The following is an 18,345-nucleotide window of genomic DNA, read 5'->3' as shown; positions in this document are numbered from 1 at the left end:
GTGGTCGATGCCCGCGAGCTGCCGGTCGGGCCCGGCGAGCCAGCCGAAACGATCCCGGTCGGGGGGCCGGATCATGGTGTCGAGCAGACCGAGGGCGCGGCCGGGGATCGAATCGGCGTACCCGAGGTCGTGCGGATCGGCGAAGTCGCGGTGCCGGTCGCCGGCCGGTTCACCCGGCATGACCTGCTGGTAGACGAGGTTCGGCTCGTGCAGCACCGACTCGGGCACCGGGGCGTCGAGCGCCCGGCCGAGCACCCCGGTCAGCACCTCGGCGACAGCGTGCCGCGGATTGACGACGACCTTGCGGATCAGTTCGGTGCCGTTGCCGAACCGGACCAGCTCGACGCTCCTGGCGCTGTGCGGCGAATCGCCCTCGCGCAGTAGGGTCGAGCCGATTTCACCTGCGACCAGCGCCTCCGCCACGACTTGGTCGAACGAGCGCTCGCCGTGCGCGGCGTCCCAGGCGTCGCCGTAGAAGTCGGCGTAGGTCTGGTCCGGGCCGACGAGTTGGGCGTCCATCAGCGGGCGCAGCGCCTCGAACGCGGCCTCCCTGGCTTTGTCCTGAAGGTCCTCGGGCCACGCGTTCGGCTCCGCTGCCCTCGCGGCCGCGTGCGCCGCGTCGTAGGCCTCGGTGTACACCCGCTCGAGGTCGGTTTCGGGAATGTCGTGCCGCGCCGCACGCAGTTCGCCGATCGCGGCGAATTCCATGACGCGCGCGGCGGTCTCCAGATCGAGCATCGTCCCGACATACGCGCGGCGCGACGACTGTGAACGGACCCGCGCGGCGTCGGGCATGTCCGGCGCGTGGGCCAGGTCGGCGAGGGTGCCGCCGCGCACCAGCGCGAGCATCTGCTGCGTGTCGGTCAGGCCGGGGTCGAGAACCAAGCGCCGCTGCGCCGGGTAGTAGCGGTCCTGCGCGCCCGATTCGTACTCGATCCGCACCTCGTGCTCGGTCAGCGCCCGCTCGATCTGCCTGCCGATCTCGGTCCGGGCCAGTTCCGCGCGCAGGCGGGCGGTGCGCTCGGCCGCCGCGGTCCCGGCCAGGTCGCGCGGCGTCACCTCGCCGATCGGGTCGCTCGGCGCGATGGGCTCCGGCTCCGCCACGGATCGGACGCGCACGTGGCCGAAGTCGTCGATCTCCACTTCGAGGAACCGGCGGTCGACGTCGTCGCGGCCGAGCAGCGCGGCCGCGAACGGGTCGCGTTCGGCCTCCCGCATGACCCGCCGATGGTCACCGGCCTCCGCCGCGATCACCACCCGCTCCGGCTCGCCCGGCACATGCGCGACGTGCTCGGTGAGCACCCGGGCGCCCGGCTCGCCGCGGACGGCCGCGCCGAGCACCCCACGCGCGGCCAGTGCGGCGAGACTGCGCTGTTGCCCCTCGAGCCGGGTCCGGGCCTGGTCCCGCAGATCCGCCAGATCGCTGAGCACGCGCAGATCGTGCTGCCTGCGTAGCAGTTCGGCGTCGTGTCCCGACCGGGTGAGCGCGTCTTCCGCCTCCCGCAGCGCACGCTCGATCGCCGAGCGGGAGACGTCGCGGCTTCCGAACACCGCCTCGGCCCGGCGGGCGAATTCCGCGGCGGTCTCCTGCGCCCGCAGCCTGGCGTCCTGGCGGGTCAGCGCACCCTGCCACAGTTCGTCGGCGGTAGTCGGTGAGAACGAATGGTGCCTGCCCGCCTCCGCAGCGCCGTCGCGGCCGACATTGGCCTCGTCCCAGATGGTTCCGTAGTAGTCGGCGTAGTCGCGTCCGTTGTTCCACTCGGTCCGGCCGAGCGGCTCGCGCAGCGCCGCGACACCGCGCTCGTGCGCCTCGGCGCGGGTCCCCGCGTTGTCCCAGCGCCGCCGGGTCAGCTCTTGGTCGAACGCTTCCCGGTAGTGCTGCTCGAGCGGGTGTTCGGCGATCTCGTAGCCGAGCGCGCGCAGTTCCGCCGCGAGCCGGAAGTGCCTGCCGCTGGCGGCGGCTTCCTCGTCGACCATCGCGTCGACGAATTCCTCCCGCGACAGCGCGCGGATGCGCTCGGGCGTGTTCGCCGTCGTGCGCTGGAGATGACGTTGCGCGTGCAGCGATTCGTGCGCCAGGGCCAGCGCCTGGCGCACGTGCGAGTTGCCCGCGGTGAACGCCATCGCGGCCAGTTCGCGACGGCGGAACTCGCCGGTCCTTCCGTCCGGCGCGGAGCCTTCGTAACCGGTGCGGGTCGGTCCGCTGTCCAGGCTCGCCAGGATCTGTCTGCCGTAGTCGGTCTGCCGCAGCAGGTCGCGGACCTGGTCGTCGTGAGTGTCCAGCACCAGGCGGTCGTTCGACGGCGCGTCGGCGGCACGGCCGAACCCACCCTGCTCGGCGTGGTGCAGCAACAGATCGTGCAGCGCGCGAACGGGTTTGCTCACCGGCTCCGGATCGCCGAGGTGCTCGCGCATGACGACTTCGGCGAAGGCTTCGGCCACCGCCTCGTGATCGTCGAGCAGACCGTCCTGGTCGAGGCTGTATCCGCTCAGTTCCCGCAGCCACCGGCCGAAATCGCCGTCCGGGTCCGCGGCGGCCAGCTCGAGCAGATGACGCTCCGCCCGCATCCGCGCGGCCAGACCACCGGCGTGGTCGAGCACGTGACCGTATTCGTGCACCGCGACCGCGAAGACCGGCCGCCGCAACATCATCGGCTTCAGTTGGTCGTTGCCGACGGCGTTGTACACGGCCGCGCGGAAGGCCCGCGCGCTGGTCGCGTGCTCGTGGCTGAGCACTATCGCCCTGGTGAAAACCTTCTTGGTGACCTCATCGATCGCGCCGTCGGCCCACCCGAGTTCGCCCCGCTTCAACTCGCCGATGCCGACCCCGCGCAGATCGGCGTGCGGGAACCGCTGGCGCATCTCGACCACGGCCCTGGCGTATTCGCGCACCACCTCGGGATCGAGCCTGGGCCGGTCGAAGCCGAACACGTCGAACTCCGGGTTGCCCGTGACCTCGCGCAGCCGGTCCCGCAACAACTCGCCGACCTCGTGCGGGCCCAGCCGCGACCACTCGTCCGCGGCCGGTGCGCCGAGCACCTCCGTATCGGGCAGGTCGGCGGCGATGTCCTCGGGCGGATGGGCGCCGCGCGCCGACTCGTCCGCCATCCGGTCCCGGCCGGTGGGCGGCTGGTCACCTTCCGGCGCGCTCGCCCTGCCCGGTGTGAACCGATCGATGAACCGGCCGAACCTGCTGCGCGGTTTGCCGCGATCCACCAGATCGGCAGAGCCGTCGCCGAGCACTTCCACGATCCGCGCGAGGAGTTTCTTCCGATCGGGCGCGGCCAAGCCCTGCAGATGCGTGGACAGGACATCGGATTCCGATCGGTTCGACAGCGGAGCCGGCACCCGCCAGCCGCCGTTGCCATCGGGTTCCAGGTGGATGCTCAGCACCGTCGAGCCGACCTGGAAGATCTCCAGTTGGTGATGTGACGGGCGCGGGATCCCCGGATCGCTGGGCAGCGGGATCCTGCGGGTATAGAGCCGATGCGCGACCTCGGCCGGATGCGGGGGCGTCAACGGGGGGTCGGCGGCGGCCGCGGTGCGGTATCCGGCCTCGTGGAAGCCCTCGGTCAGCCGGCCCGGCACGTGGAAACCCTGCCGGCCGGTGCCGCGAGCCCGATTGGCGTCCTCGGCGGTGTAGAACGCCTCCGGGCCGAGCTGTTTCAGCCACTCCTCGAACCCGAGACGGGTCCGGCCCTCCGCCCGGTAGCGCAGGTAGTGCGCCAGCATCTGCGTGAGCGCTTCGCTCCTGGTCGGATGACGATACGGCCCCTCCGCCGCCGTCACCGTGATGTGGTGCATGGTCGGCAGGCCGCCCGCCCCGCGCACCGCCTCGCGGTAGTCGAGATAGTGCGACCGGTCCCAGAGCACGTCGGCGAATTCCGGGTGGCTCGCCGCCAGTTCGCGCAGGGCGTCGATATGCTGCCCGGGTTCGGCGACCACCACCAGCCGCGGCCGCCTCCCCGGTTCGGAATCGGCCGGGTAACGCGCGACGCGGTCGGTGAGCCGCTCCGGACGCGGCTCACTGTCGAATTCCTGATCCAGAACGCGCCGGGCGAGGTCGGCGTCATCGTGGCGCCCGGTCTCCCGGGTCGCGGGGTCGTCGGAGTGCTGCGCGTCCTCACGAGGCTTCGGATGACCCCAGCGCGACTCGTCCTCGTTGCCGGCGGCGCGGACGACATCGAGGGCGATCTCGGCCCGGTCCAACCCCACCCGGTCGAGATAGCGCCGCACCGCCTCGCGGCCCGCTCGGTAGGCGGCCTCCTCCGGCGGCGGGGCCTCGGGATTGCGGCGATGCGCTTTCTCCGCCTTGGGGTACGCCTTGTCATAGGCCTCGGTGTACGCGCGTTCGGCCGGGCTGACCGGAACGTATTCGCCCAGGTCGCGCAGCATGCGCAGACTTTCGATCTCCAGCACGATGTGGGTGGCGCGCTCGGCGACCCTGGCGCGGGTGTCGCGCGCGGGTGCGCCGGCCTCGACCGCGCGCTCGGTCGGTGCGATGCCGTGCGCCCGGTCCCACGCGGCGGCGAAGTGACTGCCGTAATCCCGCCGGCCGACCTGCGGCCCGAGGCGGTCGAGGTGTTCGCGCACGGCGCGCACACCGGCGCGGAACGCGGCCCGGTGATAGAGCGGGTAGGACCGGACGACGCCGGACTTCCAGTACGTCTTCTCGGCGTACTTCATGGCGTCGTCGTATGCCTCGGCGTAGGCGCGTTCCAGGTCGTCGACGCCGATCCGGTCGAGATCCGTCCTGCCGGTCTCGTCGGCGTTGCCCGCGTACATCAGGGCGTACGCCTCGGCCATTCGGTCCAGCATCAGATCGACGTATTCGTCGCGGGAAAGGGTCAGCCGCGCCAGCGGTTCGCCTGCGGCCTCGTTCACCTGCTCGGCCAGCCGCGCCGCGCGCACCAATTCCGCGGCGTGCCGCCCTGGTCCGGCGTCGGACTCCAGCACGACGGAATTGGTGGCCGGGTGATATCCGGCGTCCGGGCGCAGCTCGTACCGGCCGCTGTCCATGCGCCGGATGCTCGCCTCGGACTCGGTGGTGAACCGGATGTCCACCCCGAGCCGCTCCAGCGCGACCGCCGCCCATCTGCCCTGCGGACTTCGGGTGAGTTCGGCCAGCGCCCGTTCCAGGAGAGCGCCCGCGTGCTCGGTGATCGTCCGCGGGTGCGTCCCCTGCCCGGGCGGATCGATCGGCGCGGGCGCGTCTGCGGAGTCCCGCGAGATGCGCAGGTCACCGGATTCGTCGAGACGCACTCGGAGATCGGTGGGCGGCGGGTCGCCGTCCAGGGCGGCGCGATGGGACAGGTCCTGCCGCACGATGCCGGTGATCTCGCCCAGCAGGCGAGCGCGATCCGCGCTCACCCGTGCGTGTTGCGCGGTCAGATCCGCGAGCAGCAGGACATAACTGGTGCCGTTCCAGATGTCGATGCGCTCGGACCGTTCCCGGACCAGGTCGAACATTTCCTGCCGGGTGGCGGGGATCTCATCGTCGGGAAGGTTGAAACCGTCCTTCAGCCGCCGGAACGCGCGATCCCAATCCGCTTCGATCCGTGCGAGTTCCCGCCCGGCCGCCGCGTCCGCCCGCTGGAGCCGCGCCAGTTCGCGGGCCGTCGCGAGATCGGAGGGAGCGTATTCCGCCGTCCCCTCGGGTGCGCGCGAGCGGTGCGCGGCGTCCCACTCCTCGCCGGCCTCGTGCCGTCCGCTCACGCCCTCGCGCGGATCCTCCGGCGCGTCGAACCGCGGATCGGCCAGCAACTCGTCAACGCCCGCCGCACGCCGTCGCTCGCGGTCGGCGCTCGCATCCGGTTCGGTGGCATCGAGGTCGAGCACGTGCCGCAGGTCCGTGCCGGCGCGGCTCAGCATCTCCTCGAGGTCGATGACCCGCAGTGCCGCCCGCTCCAGCTCCGACAACCGGTCCCGCCAGGCGCCGGCCTGATCGACCCGGACGGTCCGGCCGTGCAACTGCTCCATCGTGTCGGCCAGTGCGGCTCGCGTGGTCAGCTGCGCATCGTCCGCCAGACCGCGCGCCGCTTCCGCACGCAGGACGCGTGCCGCGTCGACAGCCGCGGCCACGGCGTCCCGCCGCGCGGTCAGCCGAGCCGCCTCCGCGTCCCGGATCGCCCGGCGCGCCGGGTCGTCCACCGCCGCGCCGTCCGGCTCGCCGGCCCGGTCGAAGGCGTCCAGGTAAGCCGATTCCAGCACGCTGCGCTGCGCGGCATCGACCACGTCGCGCACCGGCCCGCCGTACGGGTCGTAACCGGCCTCGCGCATCTCCCGGTGGAATTCGGCTTGGCGGCCGAGCGCCTCGGCCTCGGCCCGCACCCGCGCGGCGACGTGATCGGACCGATCCAGCTCCCGGATGCGGGCCGGGCTCACCTCGAGCCTGCCCTCGGCGACGGCCCCGGCCAGCTCCGCCGCCCGGACGACCGCCGCCGCCTGGGCCAGCTGGTCGCGCCCGCGGGTGCCGATGAACACGTCCATCGTCCGTCCGTCGAACCGGTCCGGCTCCCCTGGGCCGTCGCCGGGTTCCTCGAACCGGATGGCGGCGCCGAGATCGCGCAGCCGGGCGAGCGCTTGCCTGCCGATCTCGCTGCGCACCAGCACTTCCCGTACTTCCGCCGCGGCCACATCTATCGGGCGATGATGCCAACCGGCCGGTTGCGCCTCGTCCGGGCGAACCAGAGCACGCGCGCCGGTCTCGTCGCCACCGGTTGTGGCCGGAAGGGCGAGGTCGGCGGGCGGCAGGGGTTCGCCGCCGTCCTGCGGGTCCTCCACCCGGACCGCGTGCCGCTCATGGGTTTCGACCGCGTCGCGTTCGATCCCGGCCGTTTCATCGCGCGAGATGAACCGCTCCAGCCGCAGCCCGTCCATGAACCGCCCGAGCCATCCGCGGCGGCCACCGCGGTGGACCGATTCGCGCAGCAGGTCGTAGGCCACGCGCACGGGTTCGCCGACCCGGAAACGGCCACGCGACTCCACTTCGGCGAACGCCTCGGCCAGCGCCTCCGCCGGGTCGAGCAGTCCCGACTTGTCGAAGCTGTACCCGCTGAGGTTGTCCTTCAGCCACGCCAGGTAGCCCTCGGTGGTCGGTTCACCCAGCTGTTTCGACAAGTAGTGGTTCAGCAGCGCGGCGTCGAGTTCGCGCCGGGCGAAGCCGCTGCCTGCGATGTCGAGGATGTGGCCGAACTCGTGTACCGCCATCGCGTGGACGGGTCTGCGCGTGGCGGACGGATGCAGCCACCCGGATTCGACGCCCCGCTCGACGGCTTCGCGGAATTCCGTCGCGCTCGCGGCGTAGTGCGCGTTGATCAGCAGATCGTCCGCGTGCACCTTCCTGGTGCGACGGTCGATCAGCTGCCCGGTTTCGGCGAAGACGCCGCGCGGCAGGTCACCGACGACGATCCGGCGCAAACTCGCCTGCGGGTACCGCTCGAACATCTCGACCATCGACCGGGCGTATTCCCGCAGCACCTCGCCGTTGAGGCCGGGACGGTCGAAGCCCGTCACCTCGAACTCGGCATCGCCGGTGATCCGCCGCACGGTGTCGCGCAGCTTCCGCCCGACCTCCGCCGGACCCAGCCGCGACCACTCGTCGTCGAACGGCGCGCCGAGCAGCTTCGCATCGCCTTCGACCGCCTCGACCAACCGGTCGTACAGCATCCGCACCGGCTCGGGCACGTTGTCGCGGCCGTTGGCCACCACTTGGACCAGCGCTTCGGCCAGCGCCTCCGACGATTCGATGCCCTGTGCGGTCAGGCTGTAGCCGCTGAGGTGGGCGCGCAGCCAGTCCATGAAGCCATCCATCGTCCGGTCGGCCGGATGGTTGTCCAGATAGTGGTAGAGCAGCTGGTCCTCGGCCCCGGCTCTGGCGGCGTTGTCTCCCGCGAATTCCAGCGCGTGCCCGAACTCGTGGACGGCGATCGAGTACGCGGGCCGCCGCAGGACGGCCCGGTCGTACAGTCCGTCGCCGACCCGGTCGGTCATCGTCCGGCGCAGCTCCCGTGCGCTCGCGACGTATTTCGGGCTCACCGTGATGGACTCGGTGTGGAAGCGGCCGTCCGCGTAGCCGGAACGCGCCTCCGCGATCGCCTTGTCCGGCAAGTCGCCGATCCCGATGCGGCGGATGTCGACCTGGGGGAAGCGGGCGTGCAGATCGACCAGCGCGCGGGCGATCTCGCGTACCGCCTCCGGGCTCAGACCGTCGCGGTCGAAGCCGAACACCTCCAACCGTGGGTTGTCGGTCATCCGGCGCAGGTCGTCGCGCAGCTTCTCGCCGACCTCCGGCGGGCTCAGCGGCGACCACTCGTCATCGGTCGGCGCACCGAGCAGCGTCGCATCGGAATCATCGGGCCGCGCGGCGTTCTCGTCGTTGCCGGGATCCGGAGCCGGTGCGCCGGGCGGTTCGTCGTCGCGCAGCTGCGCCGCCGTATCCCCATCCGGTCTGCCGTCGCCCAACCGCTGCTGGATGTCCCGCACGGCGGGCTGGGGATGCGCGTCGGCCGCGATGAACCTGGTCGCGCGCGCGTCGGGCAGCGTGCCCTGGATGAGCACCTGGGAGAACTGGTCCGGCAGATCGAAGATCGGCTTGAACTTCCAGGACGCGCCCTCCGGCGGCGCCCCGGTGCGCCATTCCAGGATCACCCCGTCGCCGTTGGTGAACGCCTCGGCCGCACTGCGCGTGCGCGTCCACGACGTGGTGTCGCTCTCGGCGGCTCGCCGCTGGGAGATGTGCTCTTCGGCGGACAGGTCCACGGTCCCGCGCGGCACCGCGCGTCCCGAAACCGCCTGCTGGTAGGACGGATTCACCGATCCGTCGGGCAGCAAGCGGGGAATGCCGCGATACAACGGCGTCCCGTCCTCCGGCAGATCGCCCTCGAAGAGAACGTCGCCATCGCGACCGAGCGAGTCGCCGGCGTCGGCACGCTCATCGATCCGCCCGCCCGGCTCGGAACCATCCGGACGCCGCGCTTCATCCGGCGCGCTCGGTTCCTCCACCGACCGCGCGGGCGTCGACGGCGGCTCGGACGGAGGCCCGCTCGGCCGCACCCCACCCGCGGCTTCGGGGCCGTCCTCCCCCGGCTCATCGGCACTACGCTCCCGGTCCCGCGCAGCCTCCGCCGCCTCCCACTCCGCGTCCATCCGGCGCATCCGCTCGACGGTCGCCTCGAGCTTTTCGAGCATCCCGTCCAGCACGGCATCCCGCGGTGGCGGCTCCTCGCCGCGCGCACGTTGTGAACCGGGCTCATCCGGCGATTCCGCCACACGCTCGGACGCGGCCTCCCACTCCGCGTCCATCCGGCGCATCCGCTCGACGGTGGCCTCCAGCTCCGTGAGCATTCCCTCCAGCACCGGGTCCCGCCGCACCGGCTCGTCCGAGACATGCCGGGACGCAGCGCCTTCCGGTTGCTCCGATTCCGCCTCCGGCGTCGAATCGAGGGCGGCCCTCCACTCCGCGTCCCGCTGACGCATACGCTCGACCGTGGCCTCGAGCCGCGCGAGCATGCGATCCAGTTCGGGATCTCGCGTCACCGAATCCACATCTGGATCACGTCGAGAGCCGCTGTTCTCCGGTCCGTCGGTCTCCTGATCGGAAGCCGCTTCCCACTCCGCGTCCATTCGGCGCATCCGCTCAACGGTCGCCTCCAGCTCCGTGAGCATCCCCTCCAGCACCGGATCGCGCATCGGCTCGCCATCCGAAGAGCGTTGTTTTGCCGCAGACTCTTCCGGCGACCGCGGCCCGTCGGCCAAGTGGGCGGGCAACGGCGGCGTGTACGGGATGTCGGCGCGCCAATCCGACAGCGGAGGCCGCCGATCGTCCCAATGCGGACCCTCGAGCCGCTGCACGGCCTCGTAGATCTCGTGCCAGGTGACGTTGTAGTCGCTCTCCTCGCGGAACCTGCGCGCCAGCTCCGACCACGCCCGCGCGTCGGTGACGAGCCGGAAGTCCTCGGCCAAGGGATCGCCGTTCGCGAGCCGATCCCACGCCTCGGCGACGTGGGCCAGCCGATCCAGTTGCCGCCATTCGAGCTGCCCGCTGTCCGGGTCGAGCATCAACAGCTCGTCTTCCATCAGCAGCTTCTTGATCTGCCGCACATCCTCCGCGGTGAGATCCGGGGTGCGGGTGCGCATATGGTCGTGCAGGGCGACACGCAGTGCATCGGAATCCGCACCACGCACCATCAGGTCGAGGACCTCGCCGAGGACGCGCCGACGCTGCTCGACGTCGAGCGAACCATCGAAATGCCGGTCCAGCAGCGCGTTCGCCGCGTCGACGGCGCCGCGCAGCCGGGTCAGCTGGGCGTCCGGGTCGCCGGTCTGGTCGATCGCGGCATGGGGCAGCACCCGGCGGCGCAGCACATCGATGACCTCCTGCGCGGCCTCGTCGCGCTCCCGCCGATGCTGCTCGCGCACCCGCTCGGCGATCCGGTCGACGTCATCGGCGTCGTCGAGGAAACGCCGATACTGCTCGTCCGTCCAACTCTGGACGCGCGCCCAGTCCGCCCGCCGCTGCCGTGCGCGATCGCGCAACTGCTCCGGGGCCTCGCGGTCGTCGGTGACGTCGTCCGGTTCGGCGGGACGGACGAAGGGCTGGTGCTCGGACTTCGGTGCGCGGAACCACGGGTGGCCTTTGAATCCCGGCCGGATCCTGCCCGGGTTGTCGCGATCGGCGAACCAAGTGAAGCCCGACAGCTTCGCCGTCTCGATGATCACGCGCATCGTGGCGGAAATCGCCCCGGAGAACGGCATTTGGTAGGTGGGGATGTCGCCGGGGTTGATCGGTGACCCGCCACCAGGGATGTGCGGCAGCATGTCTTCGTTCATCGGCGCCTGCGGCGGCGGACTGTGCGGGTCGCGCATCGTGGGTTCCGGCGGCGGCGGGTCGGCGAGCCAGTCGTGCACCGTCGCCTGGATCTGGTCCACCGCCCAGCTGCTGACGCCTTCCGGCAGGTCACGGCTCTTGAAATCGTGCTCGGCCACATCGCGCCGGTTCTGCCGCCAATCCGGCCGGGACGGATCGACTTGCTGCCACTCGCCGTTGGCGGCGCGCCACATCGCCACGTCCAAGCCGCGCCGCGGCGTCGCCCCTTCCCGCGCTCCGAAGCGGCCACCGAGGTGACGTACCTGCGGGCCGGGCAGGTCATCGATCGTCCAGTCGCCCTCACGGTTGGAGGTGATTCTGCGGTACTCCACCGTGACATCCGGGCGCATCATCGCCCGCACCACGGCTTCGGAGGTGTGCGCGGCATGCTGGAGCGCGAGGTCGTGGTCGGTCATGCCGTTCGCGGGCGTCAGCGGTTCCCGCGGACCGTAGACGACGATCCGGGGCGGCTCACCATCGATCATCCCGACCCGGTCGGTCTCCATCCGCCCGCCCGCGGCTTCGATGTCCCGGCGTCCGGCGCCCGCGACCTGCGCCATCCGGTCCTGGATCCGGCCGATCCGATTGTGCGCGTCGTTGACCTCGCCTGCCACCTCGCCGAGCATGCCGACCTGGTCGGACCGGTCGGGATGCTCGGACGAGAGCCGCTCGATCGTGTCCGCCAACCGATCCGGACTCAGGGCGGCCTCGTCGACCAGGCCGTGCTCGTCCACGAGGCCGAGCCGCTGCGCCAGATCGTCGCGCATGGCGCGGCGCGGTTTGATCCGCACCAGCTCGCGGGCGCGCTCGGCGGCCGATCGGTGTTGCTCCGCAAGGGCATCCGCCAGCAGCGGCCTGCCCTCGACCGCGCCGTCCCGGACCAATTCCCGCAGACCGCTGTCCAGCACCGCGATCCGCTCACGCAACCGGATGACGTGCTGGGCGGCTTCTTCCAGCTTGTTCAGGTCCCGCAACCGCCGCATGCGATCGGCGGCCGAGCGCTGTTCGCTGACCTGCCCGCCCGCGTCCTCGCCCAGCGGCGCGATATCGATGGTCCTGCGGGTGGCGGCCTCGTCCAGCCGCCGCATCGTCTCGGCCAGCGATTCGCGGGAGCCGAGCGCACGCTCCGGATCGCCGACCGCCATCGACCTGGTGGCCCGGTCGTCGCGTTTGGCCTGCCAGAACTCCATCTCGCGGGTGAGCCGGTGCCGTTCGCCCAGCATCCGGTCGTACTCGCGGTTCGCCCATGCCGTGGCCGCGGCGAGATCGTCCGGCTGCGCGCCTCCGGGCGACGGCTCATCGCCATCGGGCCGGTCGGGGCTGGCGTCTCCCTGCTCGGCCGGCGGCCACACCTGCTTCTGGTAGGGCTCATCTCGTGCCGATTCCTCGCGGCGGTTGCGCGCGCCGTCATCGGGTTCGTCCGGCAATCGGGCAGGCGGGTCGGCGGGCGGCTTGCCCGACCCGCCATCGGCGGCTTCCGTCCGCGGAGGTGTCGCCTCCTGGTTCGCCGGATCGTCGCGGCCCAACGGCGCGACTTTCCGGTCGCCCGGCTCAGGCCCCCCGGGGCGAGGTCGTTGCGCACCGGCGGTCTCCGCCTCCGAACCGTCGTCCGGAAGATCGATGTGGTCGGCCTCGAGCGAGAGCGGCGCGTCGCTGTTCTCCGGCGGCTCGGCGGCCGATCGGGTCAGCAGGTCGTGCAGCGCTCTGGCGGGGGCGCTGACCGGGTCGTCGTCGCCGCGGAGCACGTGATCGGCGAACGCTTCCGGCAGCGCTTCTTCCGGCCGCAGGTTGCCGTCGCGGTCGAAACTGTGGCCGCTGAGCTGGTGCAGCCAGTCTTCGAAACCGAGTTCCGGGCTGCGGGTGTCGTCATCGAGATAACGCTCGTAGAGGTATTCCTCGGCGCGATGGCGCGCGCTCTGCTGGCTGGCATGGTCGAGCGCGTGCCCGTATTCGTGCGCGACGACGGCCCGGACCGGACGGCGCAGCACGTCCGGGGAGAACCGGCCGTTGTCCACACCGATCCGCAGTCGATCCCGGAACGTCTGCGCCCCGGTCGCATGGTCGTAACTGAGGACGATCGACTCGGTGACCATGCGCCCGGAAGCGTCCAGCCGGGGCTGCGCCATGCCGATCACCTCGGGCGGCAGCCCGCCGATACCGATGCTGTGCAGGTCGGCGGCCGGGAACCGCTCGACCAGATCGACCATCGCCCTGGCGTATTCCCGCACCACCTCGGGGTTGAGACCGTCGAGGCCGAATCCGAAGACTTCGAAGCCGGGATTGTCCATCGCGCCGCGCAGGTGCTCGCGCAGCCGCTCGCCGACCTCCTCCGGACTCAGGTGCGACCATTCGTCCTCGCCCGGAACGCCGAGCAGTTCCGCATCGCGGGTGGCCGCCGCGTCACTGTCCGGGGGCGGAGGTGACGAATCGTCGGCGTCCCGCGCCGGGGTGTCGGCATCGCGAGCAGGAGTGTCCGCGTACGGCGGCCGGTCCGGTCCACCCACCAGCGCGGGCGATTCGATACCGCCGATGACGTCGATCCGCACCAGCACGCCGTCGCGATGGAGGTTGAACTCGCGCGAGGTGACGACGCCGTCCTTGGTGGCGTGCACCAGGTGGTATTCGACCGCCAGCGTCCCGTTCCGGTGCGCTTCCAGCAGTTGGTCACGCGCCCGCGATAGCGCCCGCCCACCGGGGCTGTCCGGATCGACGCCGCGCGCCGCCATCTCCTCGGGCGTTTCGGTCAGAATCCGCCGCAGGTTCTTGTCGATCGCGGCCGTGCGGCGCAGATACTCCGGCGAACCCTGTTGCGCTTCAACCGCTTTGGAGCCGCCGAGGTGCCGGTGGACACCCTTGGCCTCGATCACCACCAGCTTCGGGGGCCCACCGTCGACACCGGGGACCAGCACAGCTATGTCGACGGTATCGGCGCCATCGATCGCACCCTCGAACGGCGACAGCAGCACCGCGCCCGGATACTTGTCTCCGTCGAGCGCGAACGCTCTGCCGCCCAGTTCACCGAGCGTCTTCGACGCGTTCACCAGCAGCGGGCCCAGCCGGTTGAACTCCGCGGCGTTGCGCTCCAACTCGCCGAGACGATCGAGTTTCGCCCGCTTCTGCTCGTCGGAGAGGTCGGACTCCAAGATCTCGATCTCGAGTTTCTCCACGCGCGCGGCGAGCTTATCCTCGGCCAGATCGCTGATCTTCTTGATCTCGAATTCCGCCATGCGCCGCTTGACCGCGTCATTGGCCGTGTTGCGCCGCGTCTCCAGCGCAGCCCGCTCGGTGACCGTCTTCGCGATCTGGGCCGCGATCGCTTCGTCGACCACGGTGTAGGGCTGCTTGTCGCCGGGATCGGCCAGGAACCGGTAGGGCCTGCTCGTCAGATGGTCGGTGACGTATTCATTGTTCAGTTCGTCGCGCAACCGGAAGCTGTCGTCGCGGTAGGTGCCAGGGTCGTCGTCCTGGTGATGCCACGTGCCGTCCCGATCTCGGTAGGAGTCCGGCCGATCACCGAACTTGTGCAACAGCCCGTCGGCGTCGCGGAACATGCCGGTGGGGACATCGTCGTCACCGTGTTCCGAGCGGTGCTCGGCGTCATCGGATTCCCCTAGGAAGTCGGGCGTCTCGTCGAGGGCCGGGAGGCGGTCGCGTGCGGGCCGCGCGTCGTCGCCGTCGTGCAGCGGCGTGACCTTCCGGTCATCCGGTTCCTGCGCGCCGTCGGTGTCACGCGGCCGAGTCGCCGAATCCGAGGGCCGATTCCCTTCATCCGCCGCGCTCGAGACACGGTCGCCCAGCGGAACACGTTCCGGTTCAGTGGTATCCGAATCGCTGCGTGACCGCGCCGGGACCGTATCGGCACCGTCCAGCAGCGCGCCCCTCCGGTCGCCCGGTTCTGACGCGCCGTCGGTGTCACGCGGCCGATTCCCTTCATCCGCCGCGCTCCGCTCACTGTCGCCCAGCGGCGGGACCTTCCGGCCACGGGTTTCCGCATTGTCGGCGTCACGCGGCCGATTCACTTCGTCCACAGCGCTCGGCTCACGGTCGCCGAGCGGAACGCGCTCCGGACCAGGAAGATCCGGGTCGTTGCGAGACCGCGCCGGGTCAAGCGAACTGGCGTCGTCGCGCGAACGCGCCGGGTCCGTGGCCGGATCGAGTGGATTCGCGTCGTCGCGGGAGCGCGTCGAGTTCGGAGCCGGATCCGACGGCGAACGCGGCGGTATCGGGGCTTCGTCCGCCGGGCGTCCTCCGGCCACTCGCCACCAGGTGTCGGCGTTCTTGCGGAACTCGCGGGCATGCCATTCCGCCTGCGAAGCCTTGATCCGCAGCTGTCGTTTTGTCACCCCTTCGGGCAGATCCGCCGGATCGACGCGGTCCACCAGGTCGCGCAGCTGTCGCGCCTGCTCGGCGGCCCGCCTGGCGTGCATGTCCGCCATCTCGGCCCGTAGCCGTGCGCGGAACTGCTCGGGCGTCTCGTCGCCGCGCCGACCGGCGATCTCGCCGTCGGGACCATAGATCGGACGCTCGTCGGCCGGTCGCACGCGCGGGTCGGATCCGCTCGGCGACACCGCCTTTCCTTGGCCGTCGAACAGGATCGCCGACACCGAGCGCAGGTCCGCGGGCACGTCGGGCGGGAATCCCTTGCGGCTGTCCGCTCCCGGATCGGACACCTCGATACGGAACTCGCCGGTGTCCGGATGCATCCGCACGGTCAAGGTGTAGGCGTGGGCGCCGACCCCGTGCTCGTCGACCGGGCCGGCGTATTCGTCCACCACGAGGGCGCGCGGTCCACGGCCTTCGGCGACATCGCGCGGATCCATCCCCGCGGCCATCCGCAGCAATTCGTCGGCGATGCCCTGGTGACGGGACTCGTCCGGCCCGCCGTCCGGGTAGTCCCACAGACGGCCGCCCGCGGCCTGCTCGATTTCGCGCAGGGACATGCCGCGCTCGCCGACCGGCTCGTCCGGCGGCCGGATGGTGTCGCTCCCGGTGGCCTCCCGCAGCTCGGCCAAGGAGAGCCGGGCGCACTCCCCGCGATTCTTCGGATGATCTGCCTGCGCATCGGATTCGGGATCGTCGCGCGTGGTTTCGTCCGTATCCCGGCGATCCGGCCCATCGGTGTCCGCACCCCGGCGACGAGCCGGGCCATCGGTATCCCCGCCCGGGCGACGAGCCGGGCCATCCGTGTCCGCGCGGCGCACCGGCCTGGCCTCACCCACGTCACCGGCGAGCGGCAGCACGACCGGCTGCGCGGCGTCGCGCCTGCCGTCCTCGGATTCCGTGGTATCGCGGCCCTCCGGCCGGTCCGCACCTGCTCGGCGCGCCTCGCCCGCCGGGCGCGCCTCGCCGTCCTGGCGGGTCTCCCCGACCTGGCGGGTCGCACCGGCCTCCCGCCTGGATTCGGCTCGCGGCGCTTCCGAGTCGGTCTTGCCCGCTCGTACTCCGGCCTCGTCGCGGCCGGAACCCGCTGCGCGATCGGCTACACCGGCCCGGCCCCGGTCGGCCACCGCCCTGTTCTCGGACGTGGCGGCCGGGGTGCGGGAATCGGCGGACGGCGCAGGCCGCGCGTCGCTCGCTCCCGGCGAAGCAGGCGACGCAGGCGTGGCGCCCTGCGCGACACCGCTGGACGGCGGCGCGCCGGCGATACTAGGCCCGGTGTGCGGCGTCGCCGCCGGGCCGGTGAGCGGAACGCCCGTGACGGGTGTCATGCCCGTCGGCGAAGTATCCGAGACCGACCGCGTCTCCGGATTCTGCCCGCCGTCGACCGCGCCGCGCTGCGTGACACTTGGGTCGCCAGCCCTATCATGCTGCGCCGCAGCAATATTCGGCTCTTCCGACCGGCCTGCTTCCGCGCCGCGGTCCTGCCGTCCTTCGTCGGCGAGCCCTGCGCCGGTGTCGGACGCCGACCGCTCGCCGGACGTGGACCGTTCTCCCGGCGTGGTCTGCTCGCCCGCCGCACTTCGCTCACCCGACGCAGACTGCTCACCGGACGACGTGCGCTCCCCCGGCGCGGAATGTTCATCCGACGCAGACTGCTCACCCGACACACTCCGCTCACCGGACACAGCCTGCTCACCCGACGACGTGCGCTCCCCCGACGAAGACTGCTCACCCGACCCACTCCGCTCCCCCGACGACCCCCGCTCCCCGTTCTGTGCCGTAGCGCCGGCCTCACCATTCCGCCCAGCCTCGTTGCCATTCGCCCCCGCCCCATCGGATGCCGCGCCCGATCCCCGGTCCCCGGACGCGCCGGTGACGCGCGCAGTATCCGTACCCCCGGCGACATTGCCGTTCCCGGCCGCGGGCATCCCGGCGCGCGGAGCACCGTTCGCCCCGGAGGTATTCGACGCGCCGGGAGCCAGACTGCCGTCCCCCGCGCCGGGCGTGGCCGCGCCATCGGGCCGGTAGCCCACCCGCGGCCCGCCCACGTCGGCGAAGAGATTGTTCAGCCGAGTCCCCAGATCGGGACGGCTCATCGTGGTCGGCATCACCTTGTTCCACATATGCGCGGAACCGACCTTCGCTGCACTGGTCATCGCACCGTTGGACGCGCCCGCGGTGAACATGCGCCAGTCGACCGGGGTGTTCCCCAGGTTCTGCAGCGCCTTGTCCAACCCGTCCGTCGCCACGTCGAAGCCGAACTGCGTGGCGGTCGCACCGAGGAAGCCCGCACCCGCGCCGGCCAAACCCGCCGTGGTCCCGGTGATCGCGCCGTGCAGGAACGGATTGAAGTCCGGACCGAACCGCCGAGTCAGCGCGTGACCGAGCTTCTCGCCGAGCGGTCCCGCCGCGGCGCCGCCGACCGCGGAACTCACAGCGGTGACGACGACCTGCTCGACATTGATGTTCTTGCGGTGCCCCTGCCCGACCTGATAGGCCTGCACCCCGAGTTCCTGCATGGTACCGAGGATCGTGTCGATCGCGACGTGCCGGAGCACGAAACTCACGAACCGGTTGGCCACGATCCGCCCCACCCGCTGGATCACCGCCTGCACCAACCGCTGGCCGATGATGCGGACCGCGATCCGGGTGGCCGCGATCGCCGCCGCATCCACCGCGGGCTTGAAGGGACCGGACGCGAACGACGCCGCCAGTTCCGCCGCCAGCAACGCCAGCGACGACCAGTACATCAGCTTGCCGTACTCGATCTCGGTACCGACGTCGTATGCGGAGTCGCCGATTTCCTTGAAGTAATCGGCCAGTTTCGACAGCGTCTGGTCGTCCTGCGGGTTGCCGCCGCTGAACGTCAGGAAGCTGTCGAAGGCCTTGACCATCTCCTCGTAGCCGTCGCCGGAGGGATATGCGGTCGTCGACGCGCTTTTGGCCGCCACGATGTCGGGGATGACCGAACGCAACTCCTCGGCGGCGGTCCGCCAGTCCCCACCCAGGCCCCACATCTGGTCTTCGTTGCCCTCGGGCCACTCCATGCCGACGATCGGCTCGAGGTATTTCAGCGCGGCGGGCAGCTCGATGGCCAT

1 protein-coding gene (only partly in view) is annotated in these 18,345 nt (G+C 71.3%); it reads right to left on the bottom strand.

Features of this window, described 5'->3' with window-relative positions; all coding sequences use genetic code 11:
* Window positions 1-18,345 carry the 5' portion of a WXG100-like domain-containing protein gene (locus tag ACWDMM_RS19165; RefSeq protein ID WP_449938662.1) on the bottom strand. Its footprint begins 16,626 nt before the window's first position, so the window shows 18,345 of its 34,971 coding nt (coding positions 1-18,345); it begins with the start codon at window positions 18,343-18,345; its stop codon lies off the left edge, out of view.

This window comes from Nocardia sp. NPDC003726, assembly GCF_053586955.1.
This window is presented reverse-complemented; position numbering and strand designations above follow the sequence as displayed.